Annotated in this window: 29 protein-coding genes; 10 read left to right on the top strand and 19 right to left on the bottom strand. The window is 64.7% G+C overall.

What is annotated here, in order from left to right; genetic code table 11:
- Window positions 1–164 precede the first annotated feature (164 nt).
- A complete protein-coding gene (locus I6F20_RS21005; RefSeq protein ID WP_036007926.1) occupies window positions 165–374 on the top strand; it encodes a hypothetical protein in 210 nt (69 codons plus the stop codon).
- A 23-nt stretch (window positions 375–397) separates the two neighbouring features.
- Here the strand turns inward: I6F20_RS21005 and I6F20_RS21000 are convergent, their stop codons facing one another.
- The 5 genes from I6F20_RS21000 to I6F20_RS20980 are packed head-to-tail and all read right to left on the bottom strand — an operon-like array spanning window position 398 to window position 4059.
- Window positions 398–745 (bottom strand): hypothetical protein, encoded by a 348-nt coding sequence (locus tag I6F20_RS21000; RefSeq protein ID WP_225127666.1) that lies wholly within the window; start codon window positions 743–745, stop codon window positions 398–400.
- A gap of 25 nt (window positions 746–770) precedes the next feature.
- Complete coding sequence (locus tag I6F20_RS20995; RefSeq protein ID WP_225127874.1) at window positions 771–1580, bottom strand: pentapeptide repeat-containing protein; 810 nt, start codon at window positions 1578–1580, stop codon at window positions 771–773.
- Between the two features lie 47 nt (window positions 1581–1627).
- Window positions 1628–2356: an ABC transporter ATP-binding protein gene (locus I6F20_RS20990; protein ID WP_128263283.1), complete on the bottom strand. Its 729-nt coding sequence runs from the start codon at window positions 2354–2356 to the stop codon at window positions 1628–1630.
- The gene (locus tag I6F20_RS20985; RefSeq protein WP_036007920.1) at window positions 2346–3083 is read right to left on the bottom strand and encodes an ABC transporter permease; all 738 of its coding nucleotides are present in this window, start codon (window positions 3081–3083) and stop codon (window positions 2346–2348) included. The genes I6F20_RS20990 and I6F20_RS20985 overlap by 11 nt, the downstream gene beginning before the upstream one ends.
- A gap of 1 nt (window position 3084) precedes the next feature.
- Window positions 3085–4059, bottom strand: a complete 975-nt coding sequence (locus I6F20_RS20980) for an ABC transporter substrate-binding protein (RefSeq protein ID WP_109142937.1) — start codon at window positions 4057–4059, stop codon at window positions 3085–3087.
- Between the two features lie 87 nt (window positions 4060–4146).
- On the opposite strand from I6F20_RS20980, the gene I6F20_RS20975 reads away from it, so the two are divergent.
- On the top strand, window positions 4147–4506 hold the full coding sequence (locus I6F20_RS20975) for a hypothetical protein (protein WP_109142938.1): 360 nt from the start codon (window positions 4147–4149) through the stop codon (window positions 4504–4506).
- Window positions 4507–4709: 203 nt separating this feature from the next.
- On the opposite strand, the gene I6F20_RS20970 is transcribed toward I6F20_RS20975, so the two are convergent.
- Together I6F20_RS20970 and I6F20_RS20965 are read right to left on the bottom strand one after the other, a co-directional pair.
- On the bottom strand, window positions 4710–5528 hold the full coding sequence (locus tag I6F20_RS20970; protein ID WP_225127664.1) for a quinoprotein dehydrogenase-associated SoxYZ-like carrier: 819 nt from the start codon (window positions 5526–5528) through the stop codon (window positions 4710–4712).
- A 54-nt stretch (window positions 5529–5582) separates the two neighbouring features.
- Window positions 5583–6506, bottom strand: a complete 924-nt coding sequence (locus I6F20_RS20965) for a quinoprotein relay system zinc metallohydrolase 2 (RefSeq protein WP_225127662.1) — start codon at window positions 6504–6506, stop codon at window positions 5583–5585.
- 126 nt (window positions 6507–6632) lie between these two features.
- Here I6F20_RS20965 and I6F20_RS20960 point away from each other — a divergent pair, with 126 nt between their 5' ends.
- On the top strand, window positions 6633–7517 hold the full coding sequence (locus I6F20_RS20960; protein WP_225127660.1) for a substrate-binding domain-containing protein: 885 nt from the start codon (window positions 6633–6635) through the stop codon (window positions 7515–7517).
- The gene (locus tag I6F20_RS20955; protein WP_036042023.1) at window positions 7514–8071 is read left to right on the top strand and encodes a PQQ-dependent catabolism-associated CXXCW motif protein; all 558 of its coding nucleotides are present in this window, start codon (window positions 7514–7516) and stop codon (window positions 8069–8071) included. Before I6F20_RS20960 ends, I6F20_RS20955 begins: the two co-directional genes overlap by 4 nt.
- 56 nt (window positions 8072–8127) lie before the next feature.
- On the opposite strand, the gene I6F20_RS20950 is transcribed toward I6F20_RS20955, so the two are convergent.
- The 6 genes from I6F20_RS20950 to pedA1 form a co-directional block, all read right to left on the bottom strand.
- Window positions 8128–8430, bottom strand: a complete 303-nt coding sequence (locus I6F20_RS20950) for a copper-binding protein (protein WP_036007909.1) — start codon at window positions 8428–8430, stop codon at window positions 8128–8130.
- Between the two features lie 136 nt (window positions 8431–8566).
- Entirely contained in the window at window positions 8567–9181 is a 615-nt protein-coding gene (locus I6F20_RS20945; protein WP_225127658.1) for a BAR domain-containing protein, read from the bottom strand.
- On the bottom strand, window positions 9178–10026 hold the full coding sequence (pedC, locus tag I6F20_RS20940) for a lanthanide ABC transporter permease protein PedC (protein WP_225127656.1): 849 nt from the start codon (window positions 10024–10026) through the stop codon (window positions 9178–9180). The genes I6F20_RS20945 and pedC overlap by 4 nt, the downstream gene beginning before the upstream one ends.
- Window positions 10023–10829 carry a lanthanide ABC transporter ATP-binding protein PedB/LutE gene (gene pedB, locus I6F20_RS20935; protein WP_225127654.1) on the bottom strand — a complete coding sequence of 269 codons (807 nt, stop codon included), beginning with the start codon at window positions 10827–10829 and terminating at the stop codon, window positions 10023–10025. The genes pedC and pedB overlap by 4 nt, the downstream gene beginning before the upstream one ends.
- Window positions 10826–11794 carry a YVTN family beta-propeller repeat protein gene (locus I6F20_RS20930; protein ID WP_057026749.1) on the bottom strand — a complete coding sequence of 323 codons (969 nt, stop codon included), beginning with the start codon at window positions 11792–11794 and terminating at the stop codon, window positions 10826–10828. The genes pedB and I6F20_RS20930 overlap by 4 nt, the downstream gene beginning before the upstream one ends.
- Window positions 11795–11802: 8 nt before the next feature.
- Window positions 11803–12984, bottom strand: coding sequence for a lanthanide ABC transporter ABC transporter substrate-binding protein PedA1 (gene pedA1 / locus I6F20_RS20925; protein ID WP_225127652.1), 1182 nt, complete (start codon window positions 12982–12984; stop codon window positions 11803–11805).
- Between the two features lie 60 nt (window positions 12985–13044).
- Here pedA1 and I6F20_RS20920 point away from each other — a divergent pair, with 60 nt between their 5' ends.
- On the top strand, window positions 13045–13614 hold the full coding sequence (locus tag I6F20_RS20920; protein ID WP_225127651.1) for a DUF3280 domain-containing protein: 570 nt from the start codon (window positions 13045–13047) through the stop codon (window positions 13612–13614).
- Between the two features lie 159 nt (window positions 13615–13773).
- On the opposite strand, the gene fghA is transcribed toward I6F20_RS20920, so the two are convergent.
- A complete protein-coding gene (gene fghA / locus I6F20_RS20915) occupies window positions 13774–14619 on the bottom strand; it encodes an S-formylglutathione hydrolase (RefSeq protein WP_225127650.1) in 846 nt (281 codons plus the stop codon).
- 69 nt (window positions 14620–14688) lie between these two features.
- The gene (locus tag I6F20_RS20910; RefSeq protein ID WP_036007891.1) at window positions 14689–15309 is read right to left on the bottom strand and encodes a response regulator; all 621 of its coding nucleotides are present in this window, start codon (window positions 15307–15309) and stop codon (window positions 14689–14691) included.
- Window positions 15310–15510: 201 nt separating this feature from the next.
- Between I6F20_RS20910 and I6F20_RS20905 the strand changes: the two genes are divergently transcribed.
- Together I6F20_RS20905 and I6F20_RS20900 are read left to right on the top strand one after the other, a co-directional pair.
- A complete protein-coding gene (locus tag I6F20_RS20905; protein ID WP_192893121.1) occupies window positions 15511–16863 on the top strand; it encodes a histidine kinase in 1353 nt (450 codons plus the stop codon).
- Between the two features lie 164 nt (window positions 16864–17027).
- A complete protein-coding gene (locus I6F20_RS20900) occupies window positions 17028–19499 on the top strand; it encodes a TonB-dependent receptor (RefSeq protein ID WP_225127649.1) in 2472 nt (823 codons plus the stop codon).
- Between the two features lie 4 nt (window positions 19500–19503).
- Here I6F20_RS20900 and I6F20_RS20895 read toward each other — a convergent pair whose 3' ends face one another.
- The 3 genes from I6F20_RS20895 to I6F20_RS20885 are packed head-to-tail and all read right to left on the bottom strand — an operon-like array spanning window position 19504 to window position 23030.
- Window positions 19504–20529, bottom strand: coding sequence for an ABC transporter permease (locus I6F20_RS20895; protein WP_036007882.1), 1026 nt, complete (start codon window positions 20527–20529; stop codon window positions 19504–19506).
- On the bottom strand, window positions 20526–22043 hold the full coding sequence (locus I6F20_RS20890; protein WP_109142952.1) for a sugar ABC transporter ATP-binding protein: 1518 nt from the start codon (window positions 22041–22043) through the stop codon (window positions 20526–20528). Before I6F20_RS20890 ends, I6F20_RS20895 begins: the two co-directional genes overlap by 4 nt.
- A 33-nt stretch (window positions 22044–22076) precedes the next feature.
- The gene (locus I6F20_RS20885) at window positions 22077–23030 is read right to left on the bottom strand and encodes a sugar-binding protein (protein WP_225127648.1); all 954 of its coding nucleotides are present in this window, start codon (window positions 23028–23030) and stop codon (window positions 22077–22079) included.
- A gap of 382 nt (window positions 23031–23412) precedes the next feature.
- On the opposite strand from I6F20_RS20885, the gene I6F20_RS20880 reads away from it, so the two are divergent.
- On the top strand, window positions 23413–23580 hold the full coding sequence (locus I6F20_RS20880; protein ID WP_225127647.1) for a hypothetical protein: 168 nt from the start codon (window positions 23413–23415) through the stop codon (window positions 23578–23580).
- A 61-nt stretch (window positions 23581–23641) separates the two neighbouring features.
- Window positions 23642–24049, top strand: a complete 408-nt coding sequence (locus I6F20_RS20875) for a hypothetical protein (RefSeq protein WP_057026612.1) — start codon at window positions 23642–23644, stop codon at window positions 24047–24049.
- Between the two features lie 75 nt (window positions 24050–24124).
- Here the strand turns inward: I6F20_RS20875 and I6F20_RS20870 are convergent, their stop codons facing one another.
- Window positions 24125–24700, bottom strand: a complete 576-nt coding sequence (locus tag I6F20_RS20870) for a YybH family protein (protein WP_036007869.1) — start codon at window positions 24698–24700, stop codon at window positions 24125–24127.
- A 79-nt stretch (window positions 24701–24779) separates the two neighbouring features.
- Between I6F20_RS20870 and I6F20_RS20865 the strand changes: the two genes are divergently transcribed.
- A complete protein-coding gene (locus I6F20_RS20865) occupies window positions 24780–25733 on the top strand; it encodes a LysR family transcriptional regulator (RefSeq protein ID WP_225125434.1) in 954 nt (317 codons plus the stop codon).
- Window positions 25734–25851: the final 118 nt, after the last annotated feature.

Below are 25851 nucleotides of genomic sequence, written 5' to 3'. Positions count from 1 at the left end.
GGCGACGGCCCGGGCATCCACGTTCTTTGTTCCACGAGGCAAGGCGTGGATGGCCGGGACAAGCCCGGCCATGACGAGGCTTCGGCGCTATGAAACTTCCCCCTCCTTCGCGCGTAGCTTCATGTGCTAATCTCTCCATCGCCCCCTTGCGAGAGGATCCCGGCATGAACCCGATTGACCTGGTGGTGACTGTGTGCGCGGTGCTCTCGCCTGCGACCTGCGAGGAGCGGCATCTGGTGTTCCACTATTCCGGGTCGCCGCGGCAATGCGCGATGGCCGCGCCGCCCTATATCGCGCAATGGGTCGGTGAGCATCCGAAGTGGCACGCGGTGAAGTGGCGCTGCGAATATCCGCACCCGAACGACAAGGCATAGCAGCTCCAACGGAAGCCGCTGCGCTACTTGGTGCAGTCCTTCAGATCCTTGTCCGCAATCGAGAACACTGCATCCGCCTTGATCTCGATATCGCGGACGACGCACTGCCGTGCATTGGGGTAGCTGACCCTGGCGTCGTAGCGGCCGGGCTCGATGCCGTTGATGCGCAACCGCTCGTCGTGGTCGACCTCCTTGTCCTTGTCATTCAGGCACTGGTTCGGACCCCAGTCGGTCTTGCCCGCGGGTGCGAGCTGGAAGCCGGAGATGGTCTCCGTCGTGAGATTCCAGAGCCTGATGCCCTTGCCCTTGGTCTGCGCGGCGGCTTCGCCGGCAAGCGTCAACAACGCGATCAAAGCAAGAACCCCACGCATCAGCCAGTCCTCCCAAAGGGCGCCGTCATTCCTTGATCAGGCGCTCGCGGTTCTTTGCCTTGTCGAAATTCTTGGCGCGGTCAAGGCCGTTTGGTGCGATCAGCTTCGCCGAGACGAGATCGGCGCCGTCGAAATCGGCGTCGATGACGATGGCGCCGGTCAGATCGGCTCCGCCGAGTTGGGCGTTTTTCAGTGATGCGCCGCTCAGATCGGCGCCCCTGAGGACTGCGAATTCGAGGTCGACGCGCGACAAATCGGCGTTGCGCGCGTTCAGCCGTTCCAGCTTGGCGGATCTCAGCACCGCGCGCATCAGTCCCATCGACTGGTTGCGCATATCGGCGCCGAGATTCGCGTCCGCGATCGAGGCGCCGACCAGGCTTGCGCCGGTGAGGTCGGCAGCGATGCGCGCTCCTGACAGGTTCGCACCGTCGAGACGCGCGCGGGCCATTTGCGAGGCGAATAGATTGGCGCCCTTCAGGCTTGCGCCGGTAAGATCCGCATCCAGCAGCCACGCCTGATCGAGGATCGCACCGTCCAGCCGGGCGTCTCGAAGTATTGTCTTGTTGAGCCGCGCGGCGCGGAGAACCGTGTTGGACAGGTCCAGCCCCGAGAGATCGAGACCCGACAGGCGTTTGCCGGTGAAATCGGCAGGCTGCTTTGGGCTCGCTTTGGCCAACATGGCCTCGACCTCCGGCCTCGTCATTTCAGCCGAGACCATCGCGGGGGAGGTGAGGTCGACGCCACGCATCATGTCCTGCGCGCCCGCCGTCACCGCAACGAGTGCGAGGCTAAGCGCTGCAAGACCAAGCGTTGCGAAGGCGACTGTTCGTGTCATCATCAGCTCCGCCGCCCGCTAATCTAGCACGTCCGCCAGGCGACCGGCTATGAGGCATCTCGCTCAGTGCGGTCGCCTTGAGTTCGTTGCGCGAGGCCGGCCTTTATCGCCGCAATTTCGGCTTCGCCGCGTGTGTCGCGCGGGATGCCGATAGGCACCTCGGCCACGATCCGCGCTGGTCGCGGCGATAGGAAGAACAGCCGGTCGCCCAGGCGCACGGCATCGTCCAGGCTGTGTGTCACCAAAAGCGTCATCACCGGCCGGCTCGCGACGAGCGTTGCAATTTCATCGCGCAAGCGTCCGGCGAGAGCGTCATCGAGCGATGCCAGCGGTTCGTCGAGCACCAGAATATCCGGCTCGACGGCAAAGGCGCGGGCGAGCGCCACGCGCCGGGCCAAACCCAGCGAGAGCTCACCGGGATAGTGGTCGCGATGCGCTTCCAGCTCCAAAATCCTGAAGAGCTCGGCGAGCTTGGCATCAGCGACATCGGGCGCAGCCAGCCGTACATTCTGCTCGACCGAGCGCCACGGCAGCAGGCGCGGCTCCTGGAACACCATGCCGATCCGTGCCTCCGGCGGTCGCGCGACGTTGCCAGCAAAATCGTGGTCCAGTCCCAGAATGATGCGCAGCATCGTGCTCTTGCCGCAGCCGGAGGGGCCGATCAGCACGCCGACCTCGCCCGATTGCAGCGCGAACTTGACGGGCGCCAGAACCTCGTGCGTTCCGCCCGCGGCACTCCTGAAAGTCTTGCCCGTGATATCGACCTCAAGCCGCACGGGGCCGCCACCTGTTTGCGCGGGCTTCGAACGGCTGCACCAGCAAGGTTTCGATGACGAGCACGACGGCGGCGAAGGTGAGGGAATAGGCCAGCAGCCGCGGCGTGTCGAACAGCTGGAAGGCGACGCCGATCTCGAAGCCGACGCCGTTCGGCCGCCCCAGCAGCTCGGCGACGAGCACGATCTTCCACACCAGCGACAGGCCGGAGCGGGCCGAGGCCGCGATATAGGGCGCCAGTTGCGGCAGCACGACGTGGCGGAAGGCGCGCCAGCGCGGCATTGCGAACACGCTCGCCATCTCGTCGAGCGAACGGTCGAGCGCGCGCGTGCCCTCGCGCAGGGTGACGATGGCGGTCGGCAGCTTGTTGATGGCAATCGCCGCGATCGCGGCGGCCTCGGTGAGGCCAGCCCAGATATAGGCCAGCACGATCACGACCAAGGCGGGCAGGTTGAGCAGCAGGATCAGCCAGGGATCGCCGAGCCGGTCGGCGAGCTTCACCCGGCCCATCAAATAGCCGATGGCACTGCCGAGCGACATCGCGAGTGTGAAGGCGAGCGCGACGCGCGCCAGCGTGGCGCCGAGATGCAGGAACAGCGCGCCGCTTGATGCTTCCGCGATCATCACCTGAAGCACCGCCGGCGGGGAGGGCAGCTTTGCGCCGCCGACCGCGAGCGCGGCAATCCACCAGATCGCGAGGAACAGGGCGAACGACAGCAGGCGCAGCACCTCAGTCTCCGGGGACTGCGTGATAGAAGGTGCCGGGGTCGAGCTCGGCTGCGGGGCCGACGAGATCGCGGCCGCCGATCTCGGCCAGCACGCGGTAGAGTACGCGCGCGTCCTTTTCCTCGTCATCGATGCTCCGGCGCGGAATGCCGTCGCGGTAGCGCTCGCGGTAGGTCCTGAGCAGGGCAGGATCCGTCGTGCCGGTGAGCGGCGCGACCTTGTCCCAGGCCGCATCCGAGGTCGCCAGCAACTCCTTGGCCTTGCGGGTCATCGCGATGAAGCGCGCGACGGCCTCCTTATGGCTCGCGGCCCAGCTCTCATCGAAGACATAGCCGACCGCGGCGACCGCGCCTTTGGCGCCCAGCTTCGGTAAGATGTCCTCGATGCCGGTCAGGCGCCTGAAACCCTTGGCCTCGAGCTGGGCGCAGAAATTCCAGAAGTTGAGGCTCGCATCCATCTCGCCGTCCAGCGCCTTGGCGGCGATCAGCGGCGGGGCGCCGTAGACGATGGTTGCTTCCGATTTCAGGTCGATGCCGTCCTGCTTCATCCGCGCCTGCAGCAGCAGCCAGCTCTTGTCGATCGCCCCGCCGGCGACCGCGAGCTTGCGGCCCTTGAGGTCGGCGAGCGTCTTGATCGGCGATGAGGCCGGCACCATCACGGCGCCGAGCGCGCTGGAATAGGGATAGAAGGTGAGCTTCGCACCGAGCGTGCGCTCGCGCGACACCCACAGCCAGTCCGACAGGATGATGTCGGCGCTGCCGGCGCGCATCGCGATCTTGCCGGCCTCGGTGCTCGCGAGCTCGGTGACCTCCAGCGCCAGGCCGGCCTCCTTGTCGAGGCCGGCGCTTCGGATCGCGGCCAGCTCCCACGAGAATGTTCCGGTCTTCTGCACCGCAAGGCGGATTGTGTCCGCAGCGCCGGCAGGTGCGGCTAGCGCCAGCACCGTTGCGAGCGCCCAAATTCGCGCCAAAACTGTCATCACCTTGTGAGCCGTTTCCTCTGACAGAGTGCTTTTCAGCACAATACGCATAGCATAGCCTTGGTCGCAACCAGCGGGAGGACGCGCATGGATCTGGCCGGACGGCTACGACCGATTGTCGCCGCATTGACGGCGCTCGCTGCCAGCGTATGCGTGGCACGGGCCGAAGAGGCCAATGATTATCCCACCGCGGCGCGCGCGGAATACGTCTATGGCTGCATGAAGGCCAATGGCGAGACGCGCTCCGCGATCGAGCAATGTTCCTGCTCCATCGACGTGGTCGCCTCGATCATACCCTACGAGCGCTATGTTACCGCCGAGACCGCGCTCAGCATGTCGCAAGTGCGCGGCGATCTCGGCGTGCAGTTTCGCACCTCGGAGCAGGCCAACTCGGCGGTGAATGACTTAAGGCGCGCGCAGGCGGAAGCCGAGGTGAGGTGTTTTTAGCTATCGCGGCACAGACGGTGCGATCTTCCTTCTCCCCTTGTGGGAGAAGGTGGCGCGAAGCGCCGGATGAGGGGTTCTATCGGCATATTCCAGCATGAGAGGCAGGTGGGCGCGGAAACATACCCCTCACCCGTCTCGCCGCTACGCGGTGAACCACCCTCTCCCGCAAGGGGAGAGGGGGCTTCAGCGCAAGTCTGACGAAACTAAGTCCCCGGTTTCTCCACATCCCATTCATTGCGGAACACATGCCCCTCCGTATCCCGGGCCTCCGCACGAAAGCGCTTGGCGCCGTTGGAGACATAGGTGAAGCGCAGGTTGGGATCTTCCGAGATCGAGATGCCGCCTTCCATCGACAGCACGGGGCTGTCGTCCTGCGTCAATCTGAGCTGGTTGATGAAGAAGGCGGGGATATAGAGCTGCGTGACCTGGTCCATCTGCAGGCCGGAATTGTTGGGATGGCCGATCATGATCTGCGCTTCGCGCAGCCGGTTTGCCGGACCCTCTTCACGGGCGAATTGCCGGTAGCGCATCTGGCCGAGCCGGTTCTTGGCTTCCTCCACGTTCTTTGCAGCCGGCGCCGAGCAGCCGCCGGAGGCCTTCACATAGACTTTCGAGACGTAGAGCTGGCCGTCGCTGAGCTCGGCGACCGCGTGCACGTCGGTGTAGTTGTTGACGCGCACACGGGTCGAGATTTCCGTGACATTGGCGTCCGGGCCGAGTTCGAACTTCGCGGCCATCGGCGCGGGATTGCGGTCGATCACCAGCGTGATCGAACGGATGCGTCTGCTGTCGCCGGGCGACAGCTTGCTGCGCAGCGTCACCGGCACGATGGCGGCATCCTCGGCGCGATAGGGCATCTCGATGCCGATGACCTCGGCGCCGTCGTTCATCGGCCGGTTGCTGAAGATGTCCTGCACCAGGCCCGGCCAGGGATCGTAGGCCTCGTCCGCCTGCGCCGGCACGGCAAAGGCGATGCCGAGGAGCAGGGCAATCAGGGGCAGGCGGCGTGTGCATGCCGTCATGGTCATGCTCCTCGGTTTAGGTGAAGCTGATCTCCTGCCAGCGTAGCGCGCCCGCTATTCCCATTCAATTTCCGAAAATGCTGCAGTTGCGTTGCGGGCGTTGTAGTCCTCGAACAGCTGCCAGTGCGGCCGCTCGTCCGCCGCCGCCTTGTCCGCAGCGGCGCGGATCGGCGCGCCCCTCTTGTTCAGGGCGCGGACGTCGGACAGCAGCGTTGACAGGTAACGTCGTTGATCGCTCAGCGCCGCTGGCCAGTCGCTCACAGGACCGTGACCGGGAACAACGCGCAGCGCCGGGATCGTCTCCAACTCTTTCAGCGTGGCGAGCCAGCCGCGAATGCTGCCGTCCATCACCGGAATGTGGCCGAGAAAGACGAGATCGCCGGCAAGCAGGGTTTTGGTGCTCTCGTCGAACACGGTCAGATCGTTGTCGCTGTGCCCGGCCGGCCAAGCGCGCAAGGTCAAGCGGCGCGAGCCCAGATCGAGCGTGAGCGTGTCCGTTACGAGCAGGGTCGGCGGTACGATCTTCACGGGATCGATCAGCTCGGGGCCCATGAGGCGCCTGAAATTGTCGAGATAGAAGGGCCCGCGGCTCGCCAGCGCCTGCGGCAGCTTGCTGTGGCCGACGAAGCTGGTTCCCTCCCCCATGAAGGCAGCATTGCCGAAGACATGGTCGGGATGGCCATGGGTGTTGATGACATAGCGGATCGGCTTTTGCGTGCGCGCTCGTACCGCCGCCAGCAGCGCCTCGCCTTCGCGCAGGCTGCCGCCAGTGTCGATCACGGCCACCGCGTCGTCTCCCACGATGAAGCCGACATTGGCGATGCCGCCTTCATTCTCGCGGCTCATCAGCGCGATGGCCCCGGAGTGTACGAAGATTCCCGGCGCGACTTCGCTCACAGGCAATTCGGCCGCCCCGGCGCGTGCTAGCGTAGCTGCTACCAGGGACAAGGCTGCGATCACGAGAGCGATGCGAGACACTTTTCCGCCTCAGTTCAAAGGATTGGCCTCATTGCACTGCAACAAAGCAAAGCCGGCAAAAGTTGGCACACGTGGCGCGTCATGCGTTGCATGGATTACATTCAAACAAAACGAGGAGGAAGCGCGATGACGCAGGCCGGACGACATCGTCGCTGGTGGTTTTCACTCTGGATCGTGATCGCATCATGTGCCTATGGCGATCTCGCCATCGCGCAGACCAACGAGACCGGAGATCTCTCATTCGAGCTGGTCGACCCGAAGGTGCTGCGCGTCTGCGCCGACCCGCGCAACCTGCCGTTCTCGAACGAGAAGGGCGAGGGCTTCGAGAACAAGCTCGCCGAGTTTCTGGCGGACAAGCTGCAGAAGAAGCTGGACTACGTGTTCTTCCCGCAGGCCGCCGGCTTCGTGCGCATGACGTTGGGTGCGCATCGCTGCGACGTCATCATGGGCTACCCGCAGGGCGACGACCTCGTGCAGGGCACCAATCCCTATTACCGCACGACCTATGCACTGGTTGCCAAGACCGGTAGCGGGCTCGAGGGCGTCGACACGCTGGAGGACGCACGCCTGAAAGGTAAGCATATCGGCATCGTCGCCGGCACGCCGCCGGCGACCAATATGGCGTTGGCAGGCCTGATGGGCGATGCAAAGCCCTATCAGCTGATGATCGACACGCGCTTCGACAATTCCGCGCAGGCGATGATCGACGACCTCGCTGCCGGCAAGATCGACGCCGGCGTGCTCTGGGGACCGATGGCCGGCTATTATGCGAAGAAAGCCGGCCCCTCGCTGCACGTCATGCCGCTGGTCAAGGAGACCACCGGGTCCAAGCTGGTTTATCGCATCGGCATGGGCGTGCGACCCGCCGACCAGAACTGGAAGCGGCAGCTCAACCGGGTGATCCAGGAGAACCAGGGCGAGATCAACAAGATCCTGCTCGATTTCGGCGTGCCGCTGCTGGACGAGAACAACCGGCCGCTCGGCGCGGAGACGGCCAAGAAGGCGCCATGAGCCGGCCGCTTGCCGCTGCGTTCGTCGTTGCCTTGCTCGTGGCCCCGGCGTCGGCGCAGCAGCAGGAGCCGTTCGAGCCCGAGGGATATCGTACCGACAATTATCGCGCGCCGGTGCCGGCGACGCTCGCTGGCGCGCGCGTGCTCACGACCGGCGAGGCGGAGGCGATCTGGCGTGCGAACAGCGGCACCTTCGTTGACGTGATGCCGCGCGCGCCGAAACCAAAGAACCTTCCTGTGAGCACGGTGTGGCGTGACGCGCCGCGCAGGAACATTCCGGGCAGCTTCTGGCTGCCGGACACCGGCTACGGCAACTTGCCGCCCGCCATGGACGATTATCTTCAGCGTGGCCTCGCGCGCGCCTCACGCGGCGACAAGGCCGCGCTGCTGGTGATCTATTGCCTCGCCGATTGCTGGATGTCCTGGAACGCGGCGAAGCGTGCGCTCGCTTACGGCTATGCCAACATCGCCTGGTATCCTGACGGCACCGACGGCTGGGAGGGCGCCAAACTCCCGACGGAGGACGCGCAGCCTGAGCCGCGCCCGGACCAGTAAATGACTGGATGCAGGTGCTTGGCCGCCCCCTGTGAGCGGGAGACGCAGCGACGGTGTTATTTCTGCTTCTGCAACTTCGTCAACGTGCCCGTACCGTTGGTCTCGGTCGCAGAATAGCTCACCCTGTCGCCGGCATGGACGGCATCCAGCATCGCCGCATCCTTGGCCTTGTACTCCTGGAGCGCGCCGGCGCTGCCTGTGCTGGCGCCGACCGTGCCCTTCTGGGTCTGCTGGATCGAAATCGTGCCGTTGAGCCGATCGATCCGCGTGATCATCCCGGTCATGTCGTCAGCAAAGGCGCTGGTTGCGAGCATGCTGAGGACCGCAGCGCCCGCAAACATGATTCTTGTGGTTCCCATCGAGGCCTCCCGACGTCTTGAGTTCACGTCGACAAGCCATCATAAATCGATTTGGTTCCGGCACATAGCGCGGCGAAAGGTTAACGTTGCCGGGGCGATTGCGGGAACTTTTCGTGAGCGGTCAGCGTAACTGACACTATTCCATTTCCTGCTGGATGACGCGTCCGAGCGCGAACAGGCGCTGGTCGAGCGAGGTTGGAACCTCGCAGACGAAGCGCACCACCTTGTTACGGTCCTCGAAGATCCGGGTCTTCCAGATCAGCTCGTTGCTGAGCGCCTGGACCTTGGCCTCGTCACGCGGTGTGGCCCCTTGCAGGGCCTGGAGCTGAATTGCCTCCTCGCGGATCTTGTCGGCGGCATCGCGCTGCTTGCGGCTGACTCGCTCGAGTCCGTTCATGACCTGGGAGCGCTGGGCGTTGAGCGTGTCGAACAGGCCGGCGAACAGCAGCTTTGCGTTCGCGGTCTTGTCGGCAGCGGAACCCGCGAGAAACTCCTTCACCAGCTTTTCCGCCTCATCCAGTGGCGTCTTGCGCGCCGCCAGTTTCGCAACGAGCGCGCTGATCTTGGCGTCGTCCTTCCATTTGTTCTGGACGTCGTCGAGCGGCGGACCGCCCCACACGGCCGCCAGCGAGATCTCGGGCACCTTCGCCTGGGTGCACGGCCAGTCCGGATAGCGCGGATCGGCGGCGTGCGCCGTCGTGCTCGCGACAGCGAGCACCAGTACAGAGGTGACCAGAACCCGAACAATCATCCTTCGCCTCCCGCAGGCCCGCGTCGCGCCAACCCGCGCGAGGGATCATAGGCCAGGATCGCACCGATCATGAAGACGATTGTGCAAACCGCGACCACCGCCAGCGAGATCCAGTTGATCTGGCCATACAGCGCGAAACGGATCAGCTCGACCGCATGGGTGAACGGATTGGCCTCGCACAGATAATAGAGATAGGGGTTGCCCTCCTGCACGCGCCAGAGCGGGTAGAGCGCGGAGGAGGCGAAGAACATCGGGAAGATCACGAAGTTCATGACACCGGCGAAGTTCTCCAGCTGTTTGATGCCCGACGAGATCAGCATGCCGAGCGAGCCCAGCATCAGCCCCGACAGGATCAGCGCCGGCAGCACGGTGAGATAGCCCTGGGGCGGCGGGGTGATGTCCCAGAGCCAGGCGATCAGCAGGAACGCATAGACCTGGAGCAGCGATACCGCGGTGCCCGCGAGCAGCTTGCAGAACAACAGGAACCCCCGCGGCAGCGGGCTCACCAGGAGCGTGCGCATGTTTCCCATCTCGCGGTCATAGACCATCGAGAGCGAGGACTGCATGCCGTTGAAGAGCTGGATCATCGCCATCAGCCCGGGCGCGATATAGACCTCGTAGAGGATGTAGGTCTCGTAGGGCGGGATGATGGAGATGCCGAGCACCTGGCGGAAGCCGGCGGCGAAGATGAACAGCCACACCAGAGGCCGCACCAGCGCCGAGACGAAGCGCTCGCGCTGATGCAGGAAGCGCAGGCCCTCGCGCCAGACGATGCCGCTGAGGCAGGTCATGTACTCGGCGAACGAGAAGCCGCGCGGCGCCTCGCGCGTTGCGATGCTGCTCATGCGCCGCCTCCAGGCATGGTTTGCGCGCCGGTCAGGCGCATGAAGGCGGTGTTGACGTCTTGCGCGCCTGTTGCGGCGATAACGCGGCTCATCGGCCCCTGCGCCAGCACCTTGCCCTGGTGCAGCACCACGAGATCGTCACCGGGCATGATCTCGTCGAACAGGTGCGTGGCCCAGAGCACGCCGATGCCTTGCTCGGTCACGAGCTGGCGAACGTGGCTGATGATGTCGGCGCGCGCCTTGACGTCGAGGCCGACGGTCGGCTCGTCGAGCAGCAAGAGGCGCGGCCGGTGCAGCAGCGCCCGGGCGATCTCCAGCCGCCGCATCTGTCCGCCCGAGAGATCGCGCACCTTGCTTGCGGCGCGATCGGCAAGACCGATGCGGCCGAGCAGCTCGGCGCTGCGCGCCGAGGCCTCGCGTCGGCCGATGCCGTGCAGCGCGGCGTGGTAGAGCAGGTTCTGCGTCAGCGACAGATCGAGATCGAGCGTGCGCGGCTGGAATACGACCCCGAGCAGCCGCAGCGCCTCGCCGGGGGTCTTGCTGACGTCGTGCCCGAAAATGCCGACGCGGCCGGACTGGATGCCGAACAGCCGCGTGATCAGCGAGAACAGCGTGCTCTTGCCGGCGCCGTTGAGTCCCAGCAGCGCCGTGAAGCTCGCGGGCTGCACATTGAAAGACACGTTCGTCAATGCGCGCCGCGGACCATAGGCATGGCTGACACCGTCGATCGACAATGCCGGCACCGCGGCCTCTTCGGGTCTCGGCGTCTCCTGGGCTTCGGCGATCGGGGCGGGGCTGGTCATGGCGCGATCGCGACGCCCCAGGGCAGCTCGCCGACCTGAATGGTCTTGATCACCTTCTGCGCGGCGACGTCGATGACGGAGACGTCGTTCGACACACCGTTGGTGGTGAGCAAATATTTCTCGTCCGGCGTGAACGCCATGTGCCAGACCCGCTGCCCGACCAGGAGATATTTCGTCACCTTGCGCGAGGCGACGTCGACCACGGCGATGCGGTTGGCGGGGCCGAGCGCGACGAACGCGGTTTTGTCGTCCCTGGTCATGCCGATGCCGACCGGCTGGATCGCCTCCTTGCGCAAGCCCGGAATCTCGAACGTGACCTTGCCGATCACCTCGTGCTTTTTGGGGTCGATGATCGAGACGGTGCCGCCGATCTCCGAGGACACCCATACCTCCGAAGAATCATGCTTGTACTCGGCGTAGCGCGGCCGCGCGTCCACCAGCACGTTGGCGACGATCTGGCGCGAGGCGGTGTCGATGAAATGCGCCATGTTGGTGGTTTCCGAGGTGTTGATCAGCGTCTTGCCGTCCGGACTGATGGTCATGCCCTCGGGCTCGACACCGACCTGGATGTCGCCGAGCCGGGCGCGCTTCTCGAGGTCGATCACCGTCACCGTGTTGTCGTTCTCGTTGGCGACGTAGAGCATCTTGCCGGCGGCATCCTGCGCGAACAGCTCGGGGTCGGGTCCGGAGGGCAGGCTGTCCACCACGGTTTGGGTCTTGGCGTCGATCACCTGGATGGTGTCATCGTCGCCGACCGCGACCATCACGAACTTGCCGTCGCGGGTAAGGTCGATGCCGCGCGGACGCTGGCCGACCTTGATGGTCTTGGTCACGGTCCAGCTGTCGGTATCGATCACCGAGACCGTATTGCTCTTCTCGTTCGAGACATAGGCGATGAACGCATGCGCTGGGGCTGCCGCCAGCGCCAATGCGGAGAGAAGTCCAACACGCCACATCCGCGACATCTGCATCCTCATTTCAGCTTGCATTTGCTCTCCGGGCGATCGTAGCCGAGCGTGTCGAGCTCGGAGACCTGGTGCAGGAATCCTTCCTGCGGCGACACCGACACCACCATGCGGCCGTCGACCAGGAGGATCGGCTGGCGCAGCTGCAGGTTCCAGTCGCGCAAGGTCAGCCGCGTGCCCTTGAAGGCGGCGACCGAGAAATCCGGGCCCTTGATGAAATCGGTGACCTTCCTGACCTCGCCGGAATTGGTGCGCGAGGTGGCTTCGCCGATCATGCGCACCGCCGTCCAGGCCTGCATGTCGCGCGCGGTCATCCGGCGCAAATTCAGCTTGATGAAGCGGTTCTGCATCTGGATCGCGCCCCACTGATCCTGCGATGCGTCCCAGCTGCGCGGCACGAGGCCGGCGGAGCCGGCGACCGGGCGCGGATCCCAGGTGCGATAGGGCAGATAGGCGCCGAACACCTCGCTCTCGTCGGCGGCGACCAGCACGTCATAGGCCGGTGCCTGCTGCGTGAAGACGGGGATCTGACGCTGGATCTGCGCCACGCCGCTATCGGTGCGCCGCGCGCCGCCCTTGTCCTCGAAGGTCCGCTCCTGCACGATCTTGGCGCCGAACCGCGCCGCGGTGCGCCTGATAGCATCCGCGAACAGCTTGTCCTCGTCGTGCGAGCCGACCACCAGCAGCCAGCGCGACCACTTCTTCCACACCAGATATTGGCCGAGCGCATCCGCCAGCATCGCACGCGTCGGCGCGGTGTGGATGACGTTGGCGCGGCAATCGGTCTCGCGCAGCCGCTCGTCGATCGCGCCGGCGTTGAACAGCAGCGTGCCGCGGTCGCGCAAGGCGTCCGCGACCTTCAACAGCGCATCGGCGGGCAGGTCGGCGATGATGAAGCCGTTCTTCTCGGCGAGCGCGGTCGCAGCCTGCGCCACGTCCTCGCCTTCCCTGATGCGGCGCTCCTCCAGCGTGAAGCGCTGGCCGGTGAATCTCCCGGTGGTGTTGTTGTCCTCGATGGCAAGGCGCGCGCCGGCGAGGCCGTCGTTCTCGGCAGGCTGCTCGGCCAGCGACAGCGTTGATCGGGTGCCGGCGATTGCGAGATAGCCGACGCCGATCGTGACGGGATCGGCCGCAAGCGCGCTCGTCGCGGCAAGACCAAAGCCGATCAGGCCGGCCAACCATCGGATCATGTTTCCTCCAGACGATCTCCCCGGCTTGACCGCCGGTGAAGAATTGTCTCTGCTTCAAGCATGACCAATTTGTCAGGCCGTGCAACCCCGCATTTCGTCCCCGCGCGCGCGAAGCCGGGCATCACGATCATGCGAGCATTGTTGGCAACCGCAGCATTGCTGTGGACGGGGGCGGGCGCGCTCGCCGATCCACCGAAGCTCGCGGTGTTCGATTTCGAGTTGGTCGACACCAGCCTGCCGGGCGAGTTCTACGGCTCCAAGCCGGAAGAGGCGCGGCTCATGCGCATCAGCGAGCAGCTGCGCAAGGAGCTGGCAGAGTCGGGCAAGTTCCAGGTGCTCGACATCGCGCCGGTACGGGAGGCCGCCCGTCGCGCGAACCTGCAGGCCTGCGGCGGCTGCGACCTCAAGCTCGCCGGGCAGCTCGGCGCCGATCTGGAGATCACCGGCCTCGTGCAAAAGGTCTCCAACCTGATCATCAATCTCAACATCTATCTGCGCGACGTGAAGACCGGCAACATGATCGCGGTCGCCAGCGCCGACATGCGCGGCAACACGGATGAATCCTGGTCGCGCACGATGAGCTATCTCATCCGCAACCGCCTGCTGGCGCCGAATTACGGGAAGCCGTGAAGAGGTTTTCCCTCTCCCCTTGTGGGAGAGGGTGGCTCGCCGCGTAGCGGCGAGACGGGTGAGGGGTTTCCATCCCCACGAATGGTCGTGCGAGCGGAGAGAACCCCTCATCCGGCGCTTCGCGCCACCTTCTCCCGCAAGGGGAGAAGGAGAAAGACATCACCCCTTCAGCCTCTCCGCATGCCAGTGCAGGTGATCGCTCATGAAGGTCGAGATGAAATAATAGCTGTGGTCGTAGCCCGCCTGGCGCCGCAGCGTCAGCGGGATGCCGGCCTTGGCGCAGGCGGCCTCGAGCAGCTCCGGCCTGAGCTGCTCCTTCAGGAAATTGTCGGCCTCGCCGACGTCGACCAGGAAGCCGGAGAACTTGGCGCCGTCCTCGATCAGCGCCACCGTGTCGTGATTGCGCCAGGCCTCCTTGTTCGGTCCGAGATAGCCGGTCAGCGCCTTGATGCCCCAGGGCACGAGCGAAGGCGCCACGATCGGGGCAAAGGCGCTGGCTGCGCGAAAGCGGTGCGGGTTGCGCAGCGCCACCGTCAGCGCGCCGTGGCCGCCCATCGAGTGGCCCATCACCGATTGCCGCTTGGCATCGACCGGAAAGCTCTCCGCAACCAGCTTCGGCAGCTCGTCCGTGACGTAGCTCCACATGCGATAATTGCGCGCGAACGGCTCTTGCGTGGCGTCCACATAGAAGCCGGCCCCGAGGCCAAAATCATAGGCGTTGTTGGCATCGCCCGGCACATCGGGCCCGCGCGGTGAGGTGTCGGGCGCGACGAAGATCAGGCCGAGCTCGGCACAGGCCTTGCGGAATTCGCCCTTCTCGGTGACGTTGGCATGCGTGCAGGTGAGGCCGGAGAGATACCAGACCACGGGCAGCCTGGCCCCGTCCGCATGCGGCGGGACATAGACCGAAAACACCATGTCGGTTCCGGTCGCCTGGCTGGCATGGCGATAGACGCCCTGCACGCCGCCGTGGGATTTGTTGGTCGAGACAGTCTGAATCGTCATGCCCATTGACTCCGTGGCATCTCACCACACCAAGATTGCAACGCTTGTGTGACCGAATTCGTGGCGTGGTCAGGCGACGCCGCTGTCGATCGCCAGCCGCACCAGCTCCACCGAGGTCTTCACCCCGAGCTTCTGGCGCATGATGGACGAGGTATTGGCCACCGTCTTGTAGGACGATTGCACCAGCCATGCGATTTCGGACAGGCTCTTGCCGGCGCTGAGCAGCCGCAGAATCTCCATCTCGCGCGCGTTCAGCTTCGACAGCGGGTTTTGTGCCAGCGTCGGCCCGGCGAAGGCGATGCTGCGCGCGATCGCGGTCGGAAGATAGGTGCCGCCGCTTCCGACGGCGCGGATCGCCTCGACGAGGTCGTCGGGGTCGCCGGTCTTGGAGACGTAGCCCTTGGCGCCGCACTCGATCGCGCGCGCAGCGAAAGCGGGGTCGTCGTTCATGCTGAACATGATGATGCGGGCCTCGGGCGCGCGCTCGAGGATGCGGCGCGCGAGCTCGAATCCGGAGACGGTCGGCAAATTTATGTCGATGATGCAGAGGTCGGGACGTTCGACGATGAAGACGCACTCGCCGTCCTCGGCATCGGCGGCTTCCAAGATTTCGATCTCGCCTTCGTCGGCCAGCACGGCACGGCAGCCGGAGGCGACGATGGGATGATCGTCGACGATCAGAATGCGCATAGGCGTTCCCCGCGACAGCCCGTTCCCTTGGAGCTTGCCTGTTCTGCGCCGCATGAGACTGACCAGGCAAGACGCGCGTCTCGTGTCGGCTCATGCAACCCGGCTGGGATTGCTGTACGCTTCCGATTAGATATCGGGCGGTTCGCCTCTGTCAACGTCGTCGGACAGGCGCCAACCCTTCGCGAGGCACGAGCGAGACCAATGTGGCAGAATCTTTCCTTGCGCGGGCGCATCAATCTCTTGCTGGCGCTGCTGCTGGCGCTGGGGCTCGCGGTCAATATCGGCCGGCAGATCGCCGAGGCCGGCCCGCGCGTGCAGGCCGAGGACCAGAGCGTGATCCGCCTCGCGCGCGAATTCATCGAGATGATCGTTGCCGATCTCAACGAGGCACCCGATCCTGATGCCAGGCTGAACCAGATCGCCCGCGATCTCAGCCGCCTGCGCCATGTCAGCATCGCGCTGCACGATTCCGGTGGGAACCCGCTGACGCCCCGCCGGCTTGGCTCCGATGTCGACACGCGTGCCCCGCCGGCCTGGTTCGTCAGCCTTGTCCATCCCGAGCAGACCGCGGTCAGCGTGCCGGTCTCGATTCGCGGCAAACCCGGCTCGCTCGTGATCACCTCGCATCCCGACGACGAGATCGCCGAGATCTGGGACGGCATCGTGACCCAGCTCGAGGTCGGCTCGGTGATCGCGCTTGCGCTGTTTTTCCTGATGATGAAGGTGGTCGGCCGTGCCCTGGCACCGTTACAGTCGCTGGCGGACGCCATGGGGAAGCTCGAAAGCGGACATTACGAGGCCCGCGTCGCGCCGGGCGGCGCGCCGGAGCTCGCGGCGATCTGCACCAGGCTCAACCATCTTGCCGCGACGCTTGGTGAAGCGGTCGAGGACAAGCGGCGCCTCGCCGAGCGCGCGGTGTCGCTGCAGGACATCGAGCGCAAGGAGATCGCGCGCGAATTGCACGACGAGTTCGGACCCTATCTGTTCTCGCTGCGCGCACATGCGAGCGCGCTGGCGAAGCAGGCGGACGGACGCGAGCCGAGTGCGGATGCCGTGCGCAAACATGGCAGCGCCATGCTGGAGCAGATCAATGCACTCCAGCAGTTCAATCGCCGCGTGCTGGAGCGTCTTCGGCCCGTGGGCCTTGCCGAGCTCGGCCTGCGCCAGGCGCTCGAATCCCTGTCGCGGCTGTGGCGGGAGTCGCATCCCGACGTTGCGATCGAGACCTCGATCTCGCCGGCGCTGGGCCCCACCGGCGAGACCGCCGATCTCACCATCTACCGCATCGTGCAGGAGGCGCTCACCAATGTGTTCCGCCACGCCGGTGCGACCTCGGTCAGCGTCGTCATCGAGCCGGTCGAGCAGGCCGGCGGCCGCTTCTGCGCCCGGGTGCGGGTCAGCGACGACGGCCGCGGCATGGAGCCAGGCCAGAAGCTCGGCTTCGGCCTCGTCGGCATGCGCGAGCGGATCCTGGCGCTCGGCGGCACGCTCAATGTGGTCTCGGGTGAGGGCGGTGTGACCGTGGAAGCGCTGGTGCCGACAGCGGCAACCTGATCGCATCCAAAGCGATCGGGAAAAATTCCCGATTTGGTCGGGAAAATGGGTGTGGATAGGGTCCGACCTTTTGTGGCTGGCGTCCCCATTGCGGCCGAATAAACTCGTCCCGACCAATCGGCGGAACATCAAAACAGTCGGTGGTCACGGATGGGAAGGCGGGGATGGGCAAGGTTGTTTCGTTCAAGCGTGCTTTGTTGATGGCTTCGGTGTCGACCGGGCTGGTATCGGGCTTGGTCTATGCGACCCCTGCCGGGGCCGCGCCGGACGAGGAGACCAACGTCCAGAACCTGCCGCCGGTCGAGGTGACCGCACCACCTTCGGCAGCGCGGCGCGCGGCGCCGTCGCGACCTGTTGCGCGCGTGGGGGCGCCGGGATCGGCCGCGCCGAGGACACGCCTTTACGTCTATCCGACCTCGCCGGGCACCGGCCGGGGTCTCGATGTCGACAAGGTTCCGTCGGCGATCAATGCCGTCGATGCCAACCAGATCAGGCGCACCGGTTCGCTGAACGTCACGGACGCGCTGCGCGACAACATCGCCGGCATCAACATCAGCGAAGTCACCGGCAATCCGTTCCAGCCGGATGTCGAATTCCGCGGCTTCGTCGCTTCGCCCGTGACGGGCACGCCGCAAGGCCTTGCGGTGTACCAGAACGGCGTCCGCATCAACGAGGCCTTCTCGGACGCCGTCAATTGGGACCTGATTCCGACGGCCGCGATCAGGTCGGTGACGCTGGTGACCAACAATCCGGCCTTCGGCCTCAATGCACTCGGCGGCGCGATCAACTTGCAAATGAAGGACGGCTTCACCTATCAGGGCGCCGAGCTCGACCTCATGGGCGGATCGTTCGGCCGCATCCAGGGCTCGGCGCAATGGGGCAAGCAGGTCGACCAGAACTTCGCCGTCTACGGTGCGCTCGAAGGACTGCGCGACAACGGCTTCCGCAATTTTTCCCAATCGACCGTGCGGCGCTTCTACGGCGATGTCGGCTACAGGGCCGGCGACAGCGAATTCCACGCCAATATGGGCGTGGCCAAGAACGATTTCGGCGCCAGCGCCACGGTCCCGGCCGAGCTGCTCGACAGATATTGGGGCGCGACCTACACCACGCCGCAGACCACCTCCAATCGCGTCGGCTATCTCAACCTGACCGGCAAGGTCGACGCGACGCCGACCTGGACGCTCGAAGGCATCGCGCGTGTGCGCAGGTACGAGCAAAAGGTGGTCGACGGCAACCCGACCGATGTGGAGGAGTGCGCTGCAGATCCGGCGCTGCTCTGCTTTGGCGACGACACCTCACCCGCCTACGGCGCGGGCGGCGTGCAGCTTGCCAACCCATTTGCGCCGGGCACGATCCTCGGCGCGATCGACCGCGGCTCGATCCGTTCGACCACGTTCGGCGTGTCGGGGCAGGCCACCAACACCGACCAGTTGTTCGGTCATGACAACCGCTTTGTGGTGGGCGCAACCTATGACGCCAGCGTCACGCGCTACAACGCCTCCTCCGAAATCGGCTCGATGGGAGAGAACTACGTCGTCAGCGGCAGCGGCGTTTTCCTGGGACCGACTCCTGTGGCGGACCCCGTCGCCGGCCCGGTCTCGCTGCGGACCGTCAATCAGTATAACGGCCTCTACGCGATGGATACGTTCAACGTCACGGAAGCCTTCGCCATCACGGGGGGCGGCCGCTTCAATGCGGCGCGGATCACGTTGGAAGATCAGCTCGGGACTGCGCTCAACGGCGATCACACCTTCACGCGTTTCAATCCGATCATCGGCGGCACCTACAGGATCACGCCGGAATTGACCGCCTATGCCGGCTATTCCGAGGCCAACCGCGTGCCGACACCGCTCGAGCTCGGCTGCGCCGATCCCGCCAGGCCCTGTCTCATCGCGGCCTTCCTGGTTGCGGATCCACCGTTGAAGCAGGTCGTCTCCAAGACCGTGGAGGCCGGTTTCCGGGGCACCAAGGAGTTGAACATCGGCACCCTCGGATGGAAGATCGGCGGCTTTCGCGCCACCAACCACGACGACATCATGGCGGTGCCGGTCGTTGGCCGGACTGGTTTCGGCTATTTTTCGAACGTAGGCCGCACCCGGCGGCAGGGGCTCGAAGCCGAAGTCAACATCAAGTCTCCGACGCTGCAGTTCCAGGCGAGTTACGCGTTCGTCGATGCCCGCTTCCTTGATCCGCTCGAGCTCGGCTCGGAAAGCCCGTTTGCCGACGATACCTCCGAGACCATTCAGGTCAGGCCCGGAAACCAGATCCCGGCAGTCCCGCGCCACCGCGTCAAGGTCGGCGTCGACTATGCCGTGACCGACGTCTGGAAGGTCGGCGGCAACGCGCTGTTCGTCTCCAGCCAGTATCTGGTCGGCGACGAGTCCAACCAGTTCGCGAAGCTGCCGTCCTACACGGTGTTCAATCTCCACACCTCCTATCAGGTCGCGAAGAACGTCCAGCTCTACGGCCGCGTCGACAACATCTTCGACAAGCGTTACGTGACCTACGGCCAGTTCTTCGACCGCGACGCCTTGCCCAACTTCACCAATGGCGGCGCGGATTTCACCGACCCGCGCTCGCTGAGCCCGGCAAGGCCGCGCGCGTTTTACGCGGGGTTGCGGGTGACGTTCTAGATTTTCACTCCACCTTCACGCGCTCGAGCGGAGCCGCAGCGACGCTCGCCTGCTCCCGGCCTTTGGCCGCACTCGCGCGGTGGCGTCGCTGCACCAGATATTGATCGCCGAGCACGCCGACCAGGATCACCGTTCCCATCACCGCGAAATTGAGCGAGCTCGGAATGCCCAGCAGGTTGACGAGATTCTGCAACACCTGGAGCAGCACGGTGCCGAGCACGACGCCGATGATCGAGCCTTCGCCGCCGCGCAAGGAGCAGCCGCCGAGCACGGCGGCGGCGATGGCGTAGAGCTCGTAGAACGAGCCGTGCACCGCCGGCGAAATCGAACGGGTGTACATCGCGATCAGGATCGCCGAAAACGCAGTCAGCCCGCCACAGATGACATAGGCCGAGATGATCACGCGGTTGGTGCGAATGCCGGAGTAGCGTGCGGCTTCCTCGTTCTTGCCGACGGCAAGGAGATAGCGGCCGAACACCGAGCGGTGAAGCACCACCCAGGCGATCACGGCCACCACGGCGAGCGCCACCACGCTGTGCGGCAGCGGGAATCCGAGCACGTTTGTGCGGCCGGCGGCCAGCCATTCCAGCATCGGAAAGCTCGCGCCGAAGCCGAAGCCCGCCGTCGCGTCCTCGGTGTAATAGCGCGCCGCGCCGCGATAGATCAGAAGGCCGCACAGCGTGACCACGAAAGCCTGGATACGCATCCTGGTCACCAGCGTGCCATGAACCAGGCCGATCACGAGCCCGGCCGCGACGATCATCGCGAGGGCTACGACCCAGTTGACGTCGTGATTGACGATCAGGTCGATGAACAGGACGCCCAGCAGTGCGATCACCGAACCCACCGACAGCTCGATCCCGCCGATGATGATGATGAAGGCTTCGGCGATGGAGAAGATGCCGAACAACCCGATCTGGTTGGCGGTGTTCGAGAGATTGCCGACGTACAGGAATCTCGGATTGATCAGGGCGACAACGGTCCCGACCACCAGAATCAGAACGAGAAGGCTCAGGTCTTTCTTGCTCAAGGTCCCTCCGCCGTGATTGTGTGGCCAACGGCAAGCTGCAGCACATTGTGCTCACTGAACTGGCTGCGATCAAGGAAGCCCGAGATCGCGCCTTCATGCATCACCGCGAGCCGGTCGCTAACCCCGATCACCTCCTCCATGTCGCTGGAGATCATCAGGATCGCCACCCCGGCATCGGTCAGGCGGCGCAGCATGCCGTAGATTTCCTGCTTGGCTCCGACGTCGACCCCACGCGTCGGCTCGTCGACGATCAGCACCTTCGGCCGCATCGACAGCCATTTGGCGAGCACGACCTTCTGCTGGTTGCCTCCCGACAGCGAGCCGACGGCGGTCTTGACGTCGGGCGCGCGGATTTTTAGGCGCTCCCGCTGACGCACCGCGTTCTCGTTCTCGCGATCCGTATCTACCAGCCAGAAGCGCATATAGGACGCCAGATCCGGCAGCGAGATGTTTTCGGCGATCGAGACGTCGAGCAGCAGGCCTGCGCCCTTGCGGTCCTCCGGAACGAGATAGATGCCTTGCTCGATGGCGGCCCGTGGGCTTGCGATACGGATCGGCTCGCCATCGAGTCGTATCGTGCCGCCACGCAGTGGGTCGATGCCGAAGACGGCGCGGGCGAGCTCGGTGCGGCCGGACCCGACGAGACCGGCAAGCCCGAGGATCTCGCCGCGGCGGACCGACAGGCTCACGGCGCGGCCGGGATAGGTGTCGGTGACGGCATCGACGATCTCCAGCACGCTGTCGCCGGGCGGCGCGGCCGGCGGAACGTAGAGCGATTTCAGGTCGCGGCCGATCATCAAGCGGATCATCGCCGCCGGAGAGAGCTCCGCACGCGTCAGCGCGCCGACCACGCGACCGTCGCGCAGCACGACCGCACGGTCGGCGCACTGCATCACCTCGTTGAGCCGATGCGTGATGAAGATGATGCTGACGCCGTGGGCTTTCAGGCCGGCCACGGTGCGCATCAGGCGGTCCGTCTCGGCGAGCGTCAGGCTCGAGGTCGGCTCGTCCATGATGACGAGACGAGCGTCGAGCGAAAGCGCCTTCATGATCTCGACCAGCTGGCGCTGCGCCAGCGACAGGTCGGCGAGCGGCGCATCGGCCGCAAAATCGCAGCCCAGCCGCTCCAGCAGCGGCGCGACATCGGCATACATCCGTTTGCGGTCGATCAGCCGCAAGGGCCCGCCGTGCACGGGCTCGCGGCCGATGAAGACGTTGCCGGCGACATCGAGATTGTCGAACAGGTTCAGTTCCTGATGGACGAAGGCAATGCCCGCCTTGATCGCATCCGCCACGGTGAGCGAAGATCGCGCGGCGCCATCGACACGAATAAAGCCGCCGCTGGGCTCCACGACCCCGCCGAGCACGCGCATCAGCGTCGACTTGCCGGCGCCGTTCTCGCCGATCAGCGCAACGACCTCGCCGGGCGACACTTGGAGACCGACGTGGTCGAGAGCGACCACGCCTGGATAGCTCTTGCTGATGTCGACCAGTTCGAGAAACGGTTCTGGCATGGCAGGCTGCACGGCGGGCAGCGCGGATCTCTCCTATTTCTTCAGCATCTGCTTCATCGAGGCCATGAACTCGTCGACATTCGCCTTTTCGATGACCTTGCCGGGCACGATGATGATACCGTTGGCCGGAATGCCGGACTTGTTGCCGCCGATGTAGTTCGCCATCAGCTTCATGCCCTGATAGCCCCATTCGAACGGCTGCTGCACCACCGTGCCGACGATGCTGCCTTCCTTGACGCCGCCGAGCGTAATCGGATCCTCGTCGAAGCCGATGATCTTGATCTTGCCGAGCTTGCCGGCCTCCTTGAGCACCTCGTAGATCCGCGGCGTGTTGTAGGAGTAGAAGCCGACGAGGCAGCTCACATCGGGCATGGCGGCGAGGATGTCCTCGACGTTGCGCTTGGCGCGGGTCTGGTCGATCTCGTCGCCGCGAACGTCGACGAGCTCGACCTTCGAGCCTTTGAGCGTCTCCTTCACGCCTTCGATGCGCTCGCGTGCGTTGTCGGCGCCGGGTAGGCCGACGAAGCCGACGCATTTGCCGCCGTTCGGCAGCGCCTTGACCATCAGCTTTCCTGCCTCCTTGCCGAGGTCGGTGTTGGAGGAGCCGATATAGGCCACGCGCTTGGATTTCGGCGCGTCGCTGTCGGTGGTGAACAGCACGGTCTGGGACGCAACCTTGTTGAGATGCTCGGTCTGGTTCTTTGGATCGACCGCGCTGACCATGATGCCGGCGGCACCGGCGGCGACGAGGTCGTCCATCACGCGCTGCTGCACGGCGGCCGCAGCCTGTTCCGGATATTTGAACTGGAGCTCGTAGCTGGGCAGCTCGCCTTGCGCCTTCTTCATCCCGGCCTCGGCGATCTTCCAGAAGTCGGACGCCCCGTTGACGACGAAGGCCAGAACCTTCTTGTCCGCCGCATCCGTCGGGCCGACACCCGCTGCGATCGCGAAGGCAACAGACACACCTGCAACCAAGAGACGCTGCATATCATTCCTCCCCTAAGGCGGTCGGCCCTTTTTGATGGCCAACTCTGCTTGAGCCCAGATTGGGCGCATGCCTCACCCCCAGCGGCACGGCAATCAGCCGCTACCCGCATCGTTGCGGCAGAGGCGGGTCACCGACCCGGCCGGCGAGGTGAAATGAGGCACGTACCTCAAGCTAGCAGAAGCCCGCCGCGCACGCAATTGGAAGCAACGGTCTGGACGTCAACCGCCGCGCTCAGGCTGGTGCAGCCGGTGCTGCGGCAGCCTTTTCGGGCAATCCGCAGCCCGCTTGCGCCTTTAACCGATTGGAAACCATCGCAAATGATCTGAAAATTGTAACGAAACTCTCCGGCCGTCTCCGCGTCGGTTCGCCGGAGGGCCCGTGATGACTGAGCACCAATTGAGAGAGCAGGAATTCCAGATTGCGCGGTACCGGCATCTGGAGCGCGAGGTGACCGATCCGCTAGCAGCGTGTCTGCTTCACAGCATCATCGAGGAGCTCGAGGCCGAGCTGCGCAAGCAAAGACCGGATTGGCACGGGCCCGGTCATTAACCGTTTATTGGCGCTAATGATGCCAATTGTCGGCGTGGGAATACCAGGGGAGGCTGCTCCCATGCTGAAGGACGGCACCTACGCGGCGTGGTACAAGACGCCGCTCGACCATGGTACCGGGATCGTCCATGTCGCAGACGGCCAGATCTGGGGCCGTGACAGCCTGATGACCTATCACGGCACCTGCCAGATCGATGGGGATCGCTTCACCGCAACCGTATTGACGAAGCGTCACACCGACGGACGCGCCACCGTGTTCGGCAACGATCAAGAGCTGACGTTGACGATCGAGGGAAGCTGCCCTGGCAAGATCGCGACCTACACTGCGACGGCACCTCAGGCGCCGGGCATGATCCTCCACGGAACGCTCATCCTCAGGGAACAACAGCCGCCGCCACCTGAACCACCAGGGCAGATGCCGGCATTCAATCCCGACAAGCTGCCGAAATTGCCGAAGCGCTCGCGCTGAACATCGCGACGAAATCGCACGTCGTCTCGACTGACCGCCGGCCGGCTCCGAATCCAGCTCATCTGCAGCGCTTCGTCATTTTTCCTCCGGCCATCCCCGGGCGAGTATCGCCGCCTGTTGCAAGGTGATGCTTCGGACCAGCGGGTCCGCATGACGGTGCACGAGTTGCCAATCCGTGCCGTCCTTGCGGTAGACTTCGGTCACGCGCAGCGACCAGTCTTGAGCCGGCAACCCGCCCACCTCGGCGCGCTGGCGCTCGACCATGACGAGAGCGACGAGCGCGTCGGATGCATAGGTTTGCAAAACCTCAAGTTCGGTTTGGCCTTCCCTGAAGTATCGGGAGAGGGCAGCCAGACGCTGGGGACTAGCGTCGAATCCCCGACTCGTAGGCCCGCCAAAGGGCTGCATCAGCGTGAAATCGGGCGCGATGCGGACAAGCTGGGACCAGCGGTCCACATCGCCACGCATGAAGGCGGCATTCTTCTCGCGGGCGCGTTCGACGAGGCCTGCTATCGCGTCGCTTCCAGCGGCCGCATCGGCCGAAAGCTGACCGGACAGGGGAATTGCTGCGGTAGCGGCCATCATCGAGCGCCGCGATATCTTTTCCTGCTCGCATGGCCACCTGTTCAGCCCGGACGGTTTGTTTGTCATTTCTCAGCTCCTGATCGAACGACGAGCCCCATGCATGAAGCCTTGATCCCAATGAATCCAGCGATATGATTTCAGCAACATGCTGAACCAAATTGATCTATCCAGGATTGATCTGAATCTCCTCGTGCTCTTCCGCGTGGTCCTGGAAGAGCGCCATGTCGCGCGTGCAGCCGCTCGGCTGAGCCTGACGCCGTCGGCTGTCAGCCATGCGCTTGGCCGGCTCCGTCTTCTACTGAACGATCCGCTGTTTCTGCGGACCCCGAAGGGGGTCGTTCCAACGGAGCGGGCCTTGGAGCTTGGAGAGCCGGTGGCCGAGATCATCGCGCGCGTCGAACAGCTGATCGGCTCGGCCACACCGTTCGACCCGGAGCAAAGTGGCCGTCGATTTACGATTGGCGCTCCCGATGCCGTACTGGTCTCAGCGATCGGTCCGCTGTTGCAATCGATCGCGACTGCGGCGCCCCACATTGATATCGGGCTGATCCACCTGATGCCTGCGCCGCGCGGTGGCGCAATCGGAGAGCCTTGGCAGCAAAGCCTAGACATGCTCGAACGACGCGAGCTCGATATCGCAATGCTGCCGCTGCCGGCGGTATCACCGCGTTTCGAGGCGCGCAGGCTTTACGAGGAGGAGTTCGTGCTGGCCATGCGCAAGGGACATCCCTTCGCAAAAGCGCCAACCCATGCTGCGTTCGCGCGATCACAGCACCTGCTGGTCTCTCTCAGTGGGGAACCGCGCGGTTTCGTTGATGAGATGTTGGCAAAGCGCGGCCTCGAACGCCGCATCGCTTTGACTGTTCCGAATTTCATGATGGCGCTTGCCCAGCTTTCCGGGTCTGATTTGATCGCCGCATTGCCGCGCCGACTGGTGGAGCAGCACGCCAGCCGTTTCGGCCTCGTGTTGGTCGAGCTGCCTTTCGCGCGCAAACCGGATACGATCCGGGCCATCGCGACCAAAGCGGCTATGAAAGACGCGGGCATCGCGTGGCTGATGCAGATTGTGGTCGGTTCAATCGGAGCAGGCCGACGCTAGAATCCGGTTTGAACTCAATAGGCGTTCATCTCGGCAAGGGAACGGCATTGTGCTGCCGCGCCTGCGGTGGCGGATCTGGGACCTCCTGCACCCGCTTCTCAAATCGCCCGGAACTGTT

Source organism: Bradyrhizobium sp. IC3123 (genome assembly GCF_020193625.1).
Classification (GTDB): Bacteria; Pseudomonadota; Alphaproteobacteria; order Rhizobiales; family Xanthobacteraceae; genus Bradyrhizobium; species Bradyrhizobium yuanmingense.
Note: the sequence above shows the minus strand (reverse complement) of the source record. Positions and strands in the feature narration are given on the sequence as shown.